Genomic DNA, 12,942 nt, shown 5'->3' with positions numbered 1-12,942 from the left:
ACGGATCGATTATCCAAAACGCTGAAAAATATCAGTGGTAAAGGTCGTCTGACCGAAGACAACATTAAAGAAACCCTGCGTGAAGTCCGAATGGCTCTACTTGAAGCTGACGTTGCGCTTCCGGTCGTTCGTGAATTTGTGAACCGCGTTAAAGAAAAAGCGGTAGGCGTAGAAGTTTCTAAATCTCTGACTCCAGGTCAGGAATTTATCAAGATCGTTCAAACAGAACTTGAAGCCGTAATGGGTGAGTCGAATGAGGCGCTAAACCTTGCTGCTCAACCACCTGCAGTGCTTCTTATGGCTGGTCTACAAGGTGCGGGTAAAACCACATCGGTAGGTAAGTTATCTAAGCTTCTAAAAGAACGTGACAAGAAGAAAGTCTTGGTTGTGTCTGCCGACGTTTACCGTCCTGCGGCAATCAAGCAGCTTGAAACACTGGCATCAGACATCGGTGTTGACTTCTTCCCATCATCACCAGACCAAAAGCCTATTGATATCGCCAATGCAGCGATTGACCATGCGAAGAAAAAATTCTACGACGTACTTATTGTCGATACCGCAGGTCGTTTGGCAATTGATGAAGAGATGATGGGGGAGATCAAAGATCTTCACGCAGCTATCAACCCAGTAGAAACGCTATTTGTTGTTGACGCCATGACGGGTCAAGACGCAGCAAATACAGCAAAAGCCTTTGGCGATGCGCTACCTCTTACCGGTGTAGTTCTAACTAAGGTTGATGGTGATGCTCGTGGTGGTGCGGCACTTTCAGTACGCCATGTCACGGGCAAGCCAATCAAATTCTTGGGTGTCGGTGAAAAAACTGACGCGCTAGAACCGTTCCACCCAGATCGTGTTGCTTCACGTATTCTTGGCATGGGTGACGTTTTGTCTTTGATTGAAGACCTACAACGCAACGTTGACCAAGAAAAGGCAGAAAAGTTAGCGAAGAAGTTCAAAGAGAAGAAAGGTTTTGACCTTGAAGATTTCCGTGAACAGCTAGGCCAGATGCAAAACATGGGCGGCATGATGGGGATGATGGATAAGCTTCCAGGAATGTCCCAGCTACCAGACAATGTAAAAGACAAAGTCGATGACAAGATGTTCAAACAGATGGAAGCGATCATCAGCTCCATGACAATGAAAGAACGTCAACGCCCAGAAATTATCAAGGGCTCGCGCAAGAAGCGTATCGCGGCTGGTTCTGGTGTGCAGGTTCAAGATGTAAACCGCTTACTAAAACAGTTCACCCAAATGCAGAAAATGATGAAAAAGATGCAAAAAGGTGGCATGAAAGGCATGATGCGCAACATGCAAGGCATGATGGGCGGCATGGGTGGTGGCGGTGGCTTCAACCCATTTGGTCGTTAATTAATCGATCACGCATAGATTCAGGGTGTTAGGTACGTCACAAACTTTAAATTCAATTTATGTTGGTGAAAAAGTAACTAAACTCCTTGCATTGCTCCGGGAGAAGAGTAAAATTCCGGAGCTTTATTTTGGCACGAGACCCCAAACTGTTTAATTTCTTGAATGGTTTTTGGGGTTAATTTTATTTTTGAGAAAGCAAAGAGGACGACATGGTAACCATTCGTTTGGCACGTCACGGCGCTAAAAAGCGTCCATTTTATCAAATCGTAGTAGCGGACAGCCGCAACGCTGCAACTGGCCGTTTCATCGAGAAAGTTGGTTTCTTCAACCCAACTGCTAAAGGTCAAGAAGAAGGTCTACGTCTAGACCTAGACCGCGTTAACCACTGGGTTGGTCAAGGCGCGTCAGTATCTGACCGTGTTGCTAAGCTAGTTAAAGACGCTCAAAAAGCGGCTTAATTTTTTACTTGAAAAGTAGAAACTAGTTTATGTCGATGAAAGGTAAAGAAACAATGAGCAACGAAAAGATTGTTGTAGGCAAGTTTGGTGCTACTTACGGCATTCGTGGTTGGCTTAAGGTTTTTTCCTACACAGACAATGCTGAAAGCATTTTCGATTACAGCCCTTGGTACATTAACCAAAAGGGCAAGTGGGTTGAGTACAAAGTAGAAAGCTGGAAGCGCCATAACAAAGGTATGGTGGCTAAGCTGGAAGGCATGGATGTTCGTGAAGACGCGCATCTAATGACGAACTTTGAAATTGCTATTGACCCTGCGGTACTTCCTGAATTGTCAGAAGATGAGTTCTACTGGCGCGAATTGTTTGGGATGCAAGTTGTAACTACTAAAGGTTACGATCTAGGTGTCGTTACTGACATGCTAGAAACTGGCTCAAACGATGTTCTGGTTGTTAAAGCAAATCTTAAAGATGCTTTCGGGCAGAAGGAACGATTAATCCCGTTCCTTGAAGAGCAAGTGATCATTAATGTTGATCGCGAAGCTCAACGGATCGAAGTTGACTGGGATCCTGGATTCTAATCTCCAAAATTACAGAGCGAGATAAACATGTGGGTTGGCGTTATTAGCCTTTTTCCAGAAATGTTCCGTTCTGTTACTGATTTTGGAGTAACAGGTCAAGCGGTTAAAAAAGGTCTTTTGTCGATTGAGACTTGGAATCCTAGAGATTTCACTCACGACAAACATCGCACAGTCGATGACCGACCTTACGGTGGTGGCCCTGGTATGTTAATGATGGTTCAGCCTTTGCGCGATGCCATTCATACCGCGAAAGCAGCCTCACCGGGCAAGACGAAAGTCATCTACCTTTCTCCTCAAGGTCGCAAGCTCGACCAGAAAGGAGTGGAAGAACTGGCAACGAATGAGAACTTGCTTCTGATTTGTGGTCGTTATGAAGGGGTAGATGAGCGCATCATTCAATCTGAAGTCGACGAAGAATGGTCGATTGGTGATTTTGTGATGACGGGTGGTGAGATACCAGCCATGACGTTAATCGACTCTGTCTCTCGGTTTGTTCCGGGTGTACTAGGGGATTTCGCGTCAGCAGAAGAAGACTCTTTTGCAAATGGCTTGTTAGATTGCCCTCACTATACGCGTCCAGAAGTATTGGATGACAAAGAGGTACCAGCTGTACTGATGTCAGGCAATCACAAGGACATTCGTCAATGGCGACTCAAGCAGTCGTTGGGCCGTACTTGGCTAAGAAGACCAGAGCTCCTGGAAAACCTAGCTCTGACTGACGAACAGGAACAATTACTTGCTGAGTTTGTTAATGAGCATAAAGCCATTAAAGAACATAACGCAAAGTAACCTAATTTATTTAGTATCAGTTTATTCTAGGAATTTAAAAAATGAGTAACATCATCAAAGCTCTTGAAGAAGAGCAAATGAAATCAGACCTACCTAAATTTGCACCAGGTGACACTGTTGTAGTTCAAGTTAAGGTAAAAGAAGGTGACCGTGAGCGTCTACAGGCTTTCGAAGGCGTTGTAATCGCAATCCGTAACCGTGGTCTACACTCTGCTTTCACTGTACGTAAGATCTCTAACGGTGAAGGTGTTGAGCGTACGTTCCAAACACACTCTCCAATCGTTGATAGCATCGAAGTTAAACGCCGTGGTGCAGTACGTCGTGCCAAGTTGTACTACCTACGTGAGCGTTCTGGTAAGTCTGCTCGTATCAAAGAGAAACTTGCTAAGAAGTAATGCTATAACTAGCGTTCTCATCTTAAACGGAGTCTTTTTAGGGCTCCGTTTTTTTATTTGTGTAATTAGCTTGCTCGTTTCTTTTCGCCCGACCTGCACTGTCGATGCTCATGCACTGACGTACACTCCACGCCTCTGTCTTGTTGTGAATAGATTCCTGATGTCGCTATGGCTCCTCGGAATGACAGGAAATGATGGTCAAAGATTACAGAGTACCGTGGTTAAAATTCGTCATTCTGGACAGCGACGACGGAGCGTGATTCAGGTTCCCCAAGAAGGAACCTAGGGTATTCCTTTACCCTAGGTCTCAATTTAATACTGGTCTTCAGACCAGCCATCACTATCGGACATATCGGGTGCGCCTGGGATGGTGTTTTCTTCATCTGCCCATTCACCAAAATCAATCATTTGGCATTGTTTACTGCAGAAAGGGCGATGAGGACTTTGTTCTCCCCATTCTACGTCGGCGCCACATTGTGGACATTGAACGATGGTAACTTTAGACATAGTTGAGCGTCCCATTACTAATTGGTGTTAAAGGGTAGTATACCTAAACGAATTAAAGATGGCTTATTCAACGCGCTATTGCTGCTACGAAATTTTATCAAATATAAGCGCAATAAAGCGTTGAATTTTAGATTATGGAGGCGAGGCTAAGTGTCGTCTTAGCTGCACACAGCAAGTTCAAATTCAATATCTTGTGTGCACGCTTGACCGTTTTCAAACGACATGAACTTGATCGCAAAGCGGTTTTTATGGCCTGAAATCATAGGATACACGCCATATTCCATTGGGATGTGAAGTCTTAGAATGTTGGCTTCATCAGCGTCACTTTGGAAGAAACCTGCACGACCGATTTGAGCTTTGAAATGTCCGGTCTCTCTAGTGAGCTTTAACCATAACGAAAGCGCATCAGATAAGGGCTTTAAGCTTGCTTGCCACTGTTGTGCATCACGCTTTTTACGTTCAATAGGTAGATGAAGCCAGTAGTGTAATGCTGGCAGATCAAAACAGCATGAACCACCCGGTAGATTAAAGCGTTGACGGATAGAGCTTAGGAAGCGATCTTCTTTTAGTGCTTGACCAAAACGTTCTGCACCCATCAGTTGGCTATGAACGACATCTATCTCTTGTAGTAGGGTATTTAATGCGTCTTGATCGACGCCATCAACATTTAGCCAATGGCGGTACGACAGCCGTTGCTTCTCAAGATCTTTAGCCAGTTCACTTTTCAACTGGATCTGTTCGAAGATCTCAACCATATCGAATAACGCACGGAAAAACAGTTGATACTGATGATTTTCGCTAAACCCAGAGGCCAAGTGAGCCTGACGCAGCAGAGACTCCACTCTTAGATAAATACGAGTTTTCTCATTTAACGGATGTTCAAATTTGTGCGTGGTCATCGACATAAGCCTTTGTGAGTTTCGTTCCTATTTTCGCAGATTTTTCTTACACATGGCTAGGTACTTTTCGTGCAAATCTGTGATTTGAAGCAAAAGATCAGGGTCACTTGGATTATTCTTAACCACATCGTCTGCAAGCGCGAGCCTTTGCTCTCTTGATGCTTGAGAGGCAAGGATGGCGCGAACTTGATCTTCACTCACATTGTCTCGTTTCATCGTGCGAGATATCTGTGTATTCGGTTCTACATCGACGACAAGAACGCGATCACACAAACTATCTAGCTTGTTTTCTACGAGCAACGGCACCACAAGTAACGCATACTCTGAAGTGACTTGCTGCAAATCTTCGATCATCTTTTCACGAATTATCGGGTGCAACAGTGCGTTGAGCCATGCTTTTTCATCTGAATTCGAAAAGATTTTTTCTCTCAGCTTTGCGCGATCTAAAGTTTGGTCTTCACGAACGATATCGTGACCAAAGTGTTCAATAATCGCGTTTAGGCCGGGAGTACCTGGTTCGACAACTTCTCTTGCTACAATGTCGGCATCGACGATATCGATTTTAAATTGTTGTTTGAACAGATTCGCGACGGTTGTTTTTCCACTAGCGATACCGCCTGTTAAACCAATAACCAAAGCCATTTACACTCCTAGAACTGAAGTAAAGTACCAGTTTAAAATCTGGTCGCCCCAAATTAAGCTTATCCAACCAGCAATTGCTAAGTAAGGACCGAAAGGGAAAGCTTTTTCAATTCCCTGCTTTTGCAAGCGTAGTTGAATGATGCCAAATACGATGCCAACCACAGAAGAAAGTAGAATGATCATCGGCAGTGACTGCCAACCTAGCCAAGCTCCTAGTGCCGCCAGTAGTTTAAAATCACCATACCCCATTCCTTCTTTACCAGTAAGTAGCTTAAAGCCCCAGTAAACGGACCAGAGACATAGGTAACCAGCAATAGCACCAATGACAGAATCTTGTAGAGTAACAGGACTTATTTCGACTAATGCTAAGGCAATGCCAGCCCAAGTTAATGGTAATGTTAATTGGTCAGGTAACAACATAGTATCGAGATCGATAAATGTTGCGGCGATTAAGATAAAAGTAAAAAAGAGTAGGGCAACGGTAAAGTAACTAAAACCAAAGTAATAAGCGATAAAGCCTGAACAGAACGCGGTGAGCAGTTCAATCAGTGGATAGCGTGCACTAATGGTTGCCTGACAGTTGTGACATTTGCCTTTTAAAAGCAGCCAGCTAATCACAGGAATGTTGTCGCGAATACGTATCGGTGTTGCGCATTTCTGGCAGGAGGAGCGTGGAACGCTCAAGGTCAGCACTTCTTTAGGAGGTTCTATTTTGTATTCAGGAAATGACTCGGCACATTCGCGTCGCCATTCTAGTTCCATGATTTTAGGTAGTCGATAAATAACCACATTGAGGAAGCTACCCACGATCAGACCGAAGATGGTGGCAAACACAACGAATAGCCAAGGGTAGTACTGGAATACTTCCATATTTGTCTCTTGAGCGATGAGTGAAATCAGCAAGATGCTGTTTTAAAGGAGTTAACAGCTCATTCTAGCCCAATACACTCATTAAGTTAAAGATTGGCAAGTACATTGCTGTCACTAATCCGCCAACAACGATACCTAAAAAAACGATAATTAGTGGCTCTAGAATTTTACTAAGGTTGTCGACGGTGTTATCGACTTCAAACTCGTAGATCGTTGCAACTTTATTGAGCATGTCGTCAAGTCGACCAGACTCTTCACCGATCATGACCATTTGTAACACTAATTCAGGGAACACATTACAGTTACGCATGGCAACATACATTGGCATACCTGCGGCGGTATCACGGTAAACTTCTTCTATGGCGAGTTGATAGTGCAAGTTTCCTGAGGTTTTTGATGTGGTTTTTAAACTGGTTAGAATTGGAATACCCGCTGTAAAGCTTGTGGCGAGTGTTCGACTAAATTTGGCGATAGCGGCTTTTGATAATACGGGCCCGAGGACAGGAAATTTAAGCACAGAGCGATTGAGCATTAAGCGAAAAGAATCTGAACGCTTAGAGAGGATTCTCGCTGAGATGAATAGACTGATAGAGCCTAGTGCTATAAATGGGCTCCAGTTTTGTGTCCAGGCGGAAAGATCTAACACTTGCCTGGTAAACCACGGTAAGTCAGCACCAAAACCAACAAACATTTTTTCAAACTCGGGAATGACTTTGGTGAGCATGATAAACGACACTCCTAACGCTACTAGCACTACCATGGCTGGGTAAATCAGTGCTTTGATCACTTTCGCACGAAGCTGCTCATTTTTTTCTCGGTAGGTGGCTAAGCGCTCGAATACTTCTGCTAAGTTACCGGATTGCTCACCTGTGGCGATAAGATCGGTATAGAGTGGGTCAAAGTGTTCACTTGCAGTGCGCATGGCTTTTGACATGGGCGTCCCCGCTTCAACGGCGCGTGTCACGCTCATCAAAATGGATTTCATCTCTGCTTTTTTATGATTTTCTGAGACCAATTTTAAAGCCTGAACTAAGGGTACACCGGTTATCAACATCGTCGAAATCTGACGGGTAAACACCGTGATGTCTCTGCCTTTCACGCGATGGCTGAGTTTAGTGAGAAACGAGATACTGCTTTTCTTTAACTTCTTGATCTTGATGTGCTGTGCGTCTAGACGCTCGCGTACTTCAATTTCCGTCATCGCGAGGGTTTGTCCAGATGTCTTTTTGCCTGAACTGTTGATGCCTTTCCAGCGGAAGTTTTTAAGTTGTGGTGTAGTGCTTTTCATAGAGGTGACTGCTGATTAAAGGATTAAAAATAAAGTACGCGCTGTAGTTCACTAAAACTTGTGATCCCTTGTTTGAGTTTTTCTATGCCCGACATTTGTAACGTGCTCATACCATTTGCGATGGCGAGTTTTTCTAGTTCATGTACCGAGGCGCCTTTAATAAGCGCTTCGGAAAGAAATTCATCAAAGCGCATCACTTCATAAATCCCCGTTCGGCCGGAATAACCATGGGTACACTCATTACATCCATCGGGATTGGCTTTAAAAATGTTGTCGCTTGCTTGAATTCCAAGGTGTTGTAGCTGAACGGTAAGCTCTTGTGATTGTTTACAGTGCGAGCACAGTTTACGGGCCAAGCGCTGGGCAATAATCAAACTAAGAGATGAGGCCAAGTTAAAGCTTTCTACGCCCATGTTTGATAAACGAATAACCGTTTCAGCCGCAGAATTGGTATGCAAGGTTGAAAGTACTAAGTGACCGGTTTGCGATGCTTTTATAGCGATTTCGGCGGTGTCTAAGTCACGAATCTCACCGACCATTACCACATCCGGGTCTTGACGTAAGAAAGAGCGCAGGGCTTCGGCAAAACCAAAACCAATCTTAGGCTGAACTTGAACTTGGTTAATGCCCGATAAGTTAATTTCTACTGGGTCTTCTGCCGTGGAAATGTTGATTTCTGGCTTATTGAGGATACTTAGCCCAGTGTATAGAGAAACGGTTTTACCGCTCCCTGTTGGGCCTGTCATCAGAATCATGCCTTGTGGGCGACGCAGCGCATCCAAGTACAATTGTTTTTGTTGTTCGCTATAACCAAGCTTGTCGATATCCAATGACGCAGAGCTGCTGTCGAGCAGTCGTAGTACAATTTTCTCTCCGAATAGAGTCGGTAGCGTAGATACACGCATATCAATTGCGGTGTCTTGATTCAACTTGAGCTTAATACGCCCATCTTGTGGTAAACGTCGCTCTGCAATATCAAGTTTAGAGAGGATTTTGATACGAGCGGATAAGCGGCGACTTAAGTGGCTTGGTGGCTGCTGTGTTTCAATTAAGATGCCATCACAGCGTAGGCGCACACGGTACATCTTTTCATAAGGCTCAAAGTGGATATCGGATGCGCCTTTGCGCACAGCGTCCAACAGAATTTGGTTGATGTAACGGCTAACAGGAGACTCATCTTGGCTCAAGTCTTCAATGTTGTCGATTTCATCTGCGCCCACATCAACCAGATTGGCTAACTCTTCTTGGTTGATCTCTTTTAACCCGGACTTCTCATGACTCAATGAACGACCATATAAGCGTCGAATTGCCGCGGTCAGTTCGCGAAAATCAGCCAGAACAAGTTCGACTTGCAAGCCTGTTGCAAAACGAAAGTCGTCTTCGGCTTGAAGATTGGTTGGATCGGCAACCGCGAGAATCAAAGTTGATGAGGTGCGATTAAGCGGCAGAGCGTTGTGCCGAGTGATCAAATCTCGCAAACCTAGTGTTTGGCATAACGAAGCGTATTCGTATTGATTGAGAGAAGCGCAAGAAAGCCCGAAAACAGAGCTTAGGTGCTCCGTTAATTCATGAGATTGAAAAAAGCCAGAATTGAGCAAAGCCTCCGGCATTGATTTACCAGAAGCTTTAGCTTGCTCAAGTAACAGTTCTTCTTGGGAAAAAGTCAGTATCCCTGCTTGGCGAAGAACTGTTGAGAGGTTGGTTAGCATTAGTTACCAGAACAATCTATGCTACGTCCAGCGGTTGTACAGCCAGTACCTGTTAGGTCCCATTGTACAACACCATTACCAATCTGAGGGGTCAATGTTAAAGTCAGGTTAGCACCTTGATCATCAACACCGGTAGTGGTCATGGTGATAATGCCATTTGTAACCGCTAACTCGTCCACATAAGCAATGGTCGCACCAGCGTTATTTGCTGCAATTGCTGCTGGGATGTCATTGGCGGCGTTGTTGCAACCGTTAAGCTGGCCACGCTCTTGAGCACACATGGCAATGGCTGTTTTAAAGCCACTGATCCCTGCTGCTGCACCCGCAACACGAGTTCGTTGTGTGTAGTCTGAGTAGGCAGGCACGGCAAATGCAGCCAAAATACCGATAATCGCCACCACAATCATCAATTCAATCAGAGTAAAACCCTGTTGTTTTTTATGTTTACTGTTTTTCATTTTTAACCCTTTCTTAAAAATTAATAATGCTCTTGCATTAGCGAAAGATTATGGAGAGTTAAGGTGGGTTGAAAATGGGGAAGAGATGGGCTCTCGAGTGAGATAAAACTCTTTGGTAAAAAGTTGCATATCGCATGCAGAGTTTTGCGAGTAGTACTATTTTTTTAGTGGATAAAAAGAAAGGGCCAATTGGCCCTTTTAAATGATGAGTTACTCACAACTCACTGAGTTAGTTGAAGTAATTTAGATTTGTTGCTTTTATTATTTGAAGCGCATCGAAAGATCCATCGCTTTTAAATGCTTAGTCAACGCGCCTACCGAAATGTAATCGACACCGGTTTCTGCGTATTCTGCGATGGTCTCTAGCGTAATGTTGCCGGAGTTTTCTAAAGCGGCACGACCTGCGTTAATCGCTACGGCTTCACGCATCATTTCTTTTGTGAAGTTATCGAGCATGATGATGTCGGCACCAGCCTCTATCGCTTGTTTCAACTCTTCTAAGCTTTCCGTTTCGACTTCTACCGGTTTGCCTGGGTTGAGCTCTTTCGCTTTTTGGATAGCTTGAGTGATGCCACCACAAGCAATAATGTGATTTTCTTTAATAAGGTAAGCGTCGAACACACCGATGCGATGGTTAAAGCCACCACCGCAGGTCACGGCGTATTTTAGTGCGCTACGCAGACCAGGAATGGTTTTGCGTGTGTCTAGTAGACGGCACTCAGTATGCGCGATTTTTTCAGCGTACTCTGCGGTAACTGTTGCGCAGCCAGACAGCGTTTGGATGAAATTCATTGCGTTACGCTCACCAGTCAACAGGTCACGAGCAGGGCCTGTCAGCGTGCAAAGGGTTTGGTTAGGTTTGACCTTATCGCCGTCCTTTACGTGCCATTCAATGCTGACCTTGCCACCGAGCTGTTTAAAAACTTCATCAGCCCATGCTTGACCACAGAACACACCATGCTCACGAGTAATAATCGTTGCGGTATTAACCGCATCGGCAGGGATCAAAGATGCAGTAATGTCATTATCTGCGTCGACACTGCCACCTAGATCTTCTTTTAAGGTATCAGCGACAGAGCGAGTGATCTCTAAAGGGAGTTGTTGTTTAAGGTATTCTAGGCGTTCTTGAATGTTGTGTGTGTTCTTCATCGCAAATCTTGTCTTGAAAGGGAGATGGCAACGAATGATACTCTCCGGTGTCAATAATTTCAGCAGTTAATTTGCAAAGTAGAGAGGTTGATATGCGCCCAATTATCGAGAATGGCTGGCTGACACAAGCAAAGCATGTTCCGTCACCATTTTTTGATGCCCGCTCTGATGTAAACGACATCTCTCTGCTGGTGGTACACAATATCAGTTTGCCTCCTGGGCAGTTTGGTGGACCATATATAGAGGACTTCTTCACTGGCAAGCTAGACCCAAATGAACATCCATTTTTTGAAGTTATTCACAAAATGGGCGTTTCTGCACATTGCTTGATTAAAAGAAACGGCGAGGTTGTTCAATTTGTTTCTTTTCTCGATAGAGCATGGCATGCCGGTCAATCCAGTTTCGCGGGCAGGGAGCGTTGTAATGACTATTCCATTGGTATCGAGCTTGAAGGGACAGAATTTACTGCCTACACAGAAGCGCAATATCAATCACTTGCAGAGATCACTGAGGTGATTATGCAGTCTTATCCTCAAATCACCCCGCCACGAATTACCGGTCATCAATATATTGCGCCCTTGAGAAAAAGCGATCCTGGTCTAAGCTTTGATTGGGTGAAATATAGACTGCTTATACAGCGTTGATTTGTAGCGAAAGTGTAAATTCAAAAAAGCGAAATAAATAAGGCATACGATCAGGTATGCCTTTTTTTGATACCAGAAATATTAATGATTGTTAAAAGTTAACTACATTTTTACGCTCGTACATGCCGTTTTGGTGAATAAATAGACTGATAATTTTGTCATTTTCTGTATTTCTTTTCCAAAACTGCTAGCACGTCGACTTCCCATTTGTATGCTTTATGTAATTGGTCATACCAATTCTATTGCTGTTTTAACAGTCGATTGTTATCAGAGTGTTGGAAGTAAGCTCGTTCTATGATTTAGGTCAATTTTCGGCTGGACAGTGGCGTTTTAATTATGTTAATTTCTGCACCAACTTAAAATTGGTATTACCAATTACCTGCAAGAGTAGAAGAACAATAAATTATGGCTTATCAAAGGATTCGTCAGCCAAAACTCTCTGATGTTATAGAACAAGAGTTAGAAAGGTTGATAGTGGAAGGAACATTGTCTCCGGGGCAACAACTGCCTCCAGAGCGTGAACTGGCAAAACAGTTCGATGTGTCTCGTCCTTCAGTCCGAGAAGCCATTCAACGCTTGGAAGCGAAGCGTTTGTTGACTCGTCGCCAAGGTGGCGGAACATTCGTAAGTGAGAATATCTGGAAGAGCTTTTCAGATCCCTTGTTGAATTTGTTGTCTAGTCATTCTGAAACCCAGCTTGATGTGCTTGAGTCTCGTCATGCAATGGAAGGAATTTCAGCTTACTTTGCAGCTTTACGTGGTACCGAAGAAGATTTTGCGCGTATTCAAGGTTGCCTTGAACGCATTAGCCAAGAGCAAGCAAACAACGATATCGAAGCTGAATCTGCGGAAGTGATGCAATTTTTGATCGCTTTGACAGAAGCCGCGCACAACGTGGTTTTGTTGCACATTGTTCGAAGCTTAGCACCTTTGCTTGAGCAAAATATTCTACAAAATTTTAAATTACTACGTCGCCGCCCAGAAGCGGTCGAGAAAGTCAGTAAACACCGAGCCAATATCGTGGATGCGATTGTTTCTGGTCAGCCTGAAAAGGCGCGAGAAATGTCCCACTCGCACTTGGCTTACATCGAAGAAACATTGTTGGATTTGACTCGAGAAGAGTCTCGACGAGAGCGTTCTCTACGTCGAATTCAGCAGGGTAATGACTCGTAAGAGCGTTACTTAAAT

At 44.2% G+C, this 12,942-nt stretch carries 15 protein-coding genes; 7 read left to right on the top strand and 8 right to left on the bottom strand.

What is annotated here, in order from left to right:
• From ffh to rplS, 5 genes are all read left to right on the top strand, one after another.
• On the top strand, window positions 1-1,368 hold a 1,368-nt coding region (gene ffh, locus R7041_RS08120), incomplete at its 5' end, for a signal recognition particle protein (RefSeq protein ID WP_318128608.1).
• A gap of 209 nt (window positions 1,369-1,577) precedes the next feature.
• The gene (gene rpsP, locus R7041_RS08115) at window positions 1,578-1,826 is read left to right on the top strand and encodes a 30S ribosomal protein S16 (RefSeq protein ID WP_005379962.1); all 249 of its coding nucleotides are present in this window, start codon (window positions 1,578-1,580) and stop codon (window positions 1,824-1,826) included.
• A gap of 29 nt (window positions 1,827-1,855) precedes the next feature.
• Window positions 1,856-2,404: a ribosome maturation factor RimM gene (rimM, locus tag R7041_RS08110; RefSeq protein ID WP_005379964.1), complete on the top strand. Its 549-nt coding sequence runs from the start codon at window positions 1,856-1,858 to the stop codon at window positions 2,402-2,404.
• 27 nt (window positions 2,405-2,431) lie between these two features.
• Window positions 2,432-3,193, top strand: a complete 762-nt coding sequence (gene trmD, locus R7041_RS08105; RefSeq protein ID WP_005385420.1) for a tRNA (guanosine(37)-N1)-methyltransferase TrmD — start codon at window positions 2,432-2,434, stop codon at window positions 3,191-3,193.
• A 41-nt stretch (window positions 3,194-3,234) separates the two neighbouring features.
• The gene (rplS, locus tag R7041_RS08100; RefSeq protein WP_005379971.1) at window positions 3,235-3,588 is read left to right on the top strand and encodes a 50S ribosomal protein L19; all 354 of its coding nucleotides are present in this window, start codon (window positions 3,235-3,237) and stop codon (window positions 3,586-3,588) included.
• Between the two features lie 312 nt (window positions 3,589-3,900).
• Here the strand turns inward: rplS and yacG are convergent, their stop codons facing one another.
• The 8 genes from yacG to nadC form a co-directional block, all read right to left on the bottom strand.
• Window positions 3,901-4,095 carry a DNA gyrase inhibitor YacG gene (gene yacG, locus R7041_RS08095; RefSeq protein ID WP_017635922.1) on the bottom strand — a complete coding sequence of 65 codons (195 nt, stop codon included), beginning with the start codon at window positions 4,093-4,095 and terminating at the stop codon, window positions 3,901-3,903.
• Window positions 4,096-4,253: 158 nt separating this feature from the next.
• The gene (gene zapD / locus R7041_RS08090; protein ID WP_005373086.1) at window positions 4,254-4,994 is read right to left on the bottom strand and encodes a cell division protein ZapD; all 741 of its coding nucleotides are present in this window, start codon (window positions 4,992-4,994) and stop codon (window positions 4,254-4,256) included.
• 27 nt (window positions 4,995-5,021) lie between these two features.
• Window positions 5,022-5,636, bottom strand: a complete 615-nt coding sequence (gene coaE / locus R7041_RS08085) for a dephospho-CoA kinase (RefSeq protein WP_017635920.1) — start codon at window positions 5,634-5,636, stop codon at window positions 5,022-5,024.
• A complete protein-coding gene (locus R7041_RS08080) occupies window positions 5,637-6,506 on the bottom strand; it encodes a prepilin peptidase (RefSeq protein ID WP_017635919.1) in 870 nt (289 codons plus the stop codon).
• A 64-nt stretch (window positions 6,507-6,570) separates the two neighbouring features.
• A complete protein-coding gene (locus tag R7041_RS08075; RefSeq protein WP_017635918.1) occupies window positions 6,571-7,794 on the bottom strand; it encodes a type II secretion system F family protein in 1,224 nt (407 codons plus the stop codon).
• Between the two features lie 23 nt (window positions 7,795-7,817).
• Entirely contained in the window at window positions 7,818-9,503 is a 1,686-nt protein-coding gene (gene pilB / locus R7041_RS08070; RefSeq protein ID WP_206949411.1) for a type IV-A pilus assembly ATPase PilB, read from the bottom strand.
• Window positions 9,503-9,961 (bottom strand): pilin, encoded by a 459-nt coding sequence (locus R7041_RS08065; protein WP_064368760.1) that lies wholly within the window; start codon window positions 9,959-9,961, stop codon window positions 9,503-9,505. Before R7041_RS08065 ends, pilB begins: the two co-directional genes overlap by 1 nt.
• A 261-nt stretch (window positions 9,962-10,222) precedes the next feature.
• Window positions 10,223-11,110: a carboxylating nicotinate-nucleotide diphosphorylase gene (nadC, locus tag R7041_RS08060; RefSeq protein ID WP_017820396.1), complete on the bottom strand. Its 888-nt coding sequence runs from the start codon at window positions 11,108-11,110 to the stop codon at window positions 10,223-10,225.
• A gap of 92 nt (window positions 11,111-11,202) precedes the next feature.
• Here nadC and ampD point away from each other — a divergent pair, with 92 nt between their 5' ends.
• Both ampD and pdhR read left to right on the top strand, forming a co-directional pair.
• Window positions 11,203-11,754: a 1,6-anhydro-N-acetylmuramyl-L-alanine amidase AmpD gene (ampD, locus tag R7041_RS08055; RefSeq protein WP_005386614.1), complete on the top strand. Its 552-nt coding sequence runs from the start codon at window positions 11,203-11,205 to the stop codon at window positions 11,752-11,754.
• 405 nt (window positions 11,755-12,159) lie between these two features.
• Window positions 12,160-12,927 carry a pyruvate dehydrogenase complex transcriptional repressor PdhR gene (pdhR, locus tag R7041_RS08050; RefSeq protein ID WP_005379989.1) on the top strand — a complete coding sequence of 256 codons (768 nt, stop codon included), beginning with the start codon at window positions 12,160-12,162 and terminating at the stop codon, window positions 12,925-12,927.
• The last annotated feature ends 15 nt before the right edge of the window (window positions 12,928-12,942 follow it).

Source organism: Vibrio sp. 1751, assembly GCF_033339895.1.
Taxonomy (GTDB): Bacteria; Pseudomonadota; Gammaproteobacteria; order Enterobacterales; family Vibrionaceae; genus Vibrio; species Vibrio alginolyticus.
This window is presented reverse-complemented; position numbering and strand designations above follow the sequence as displayed.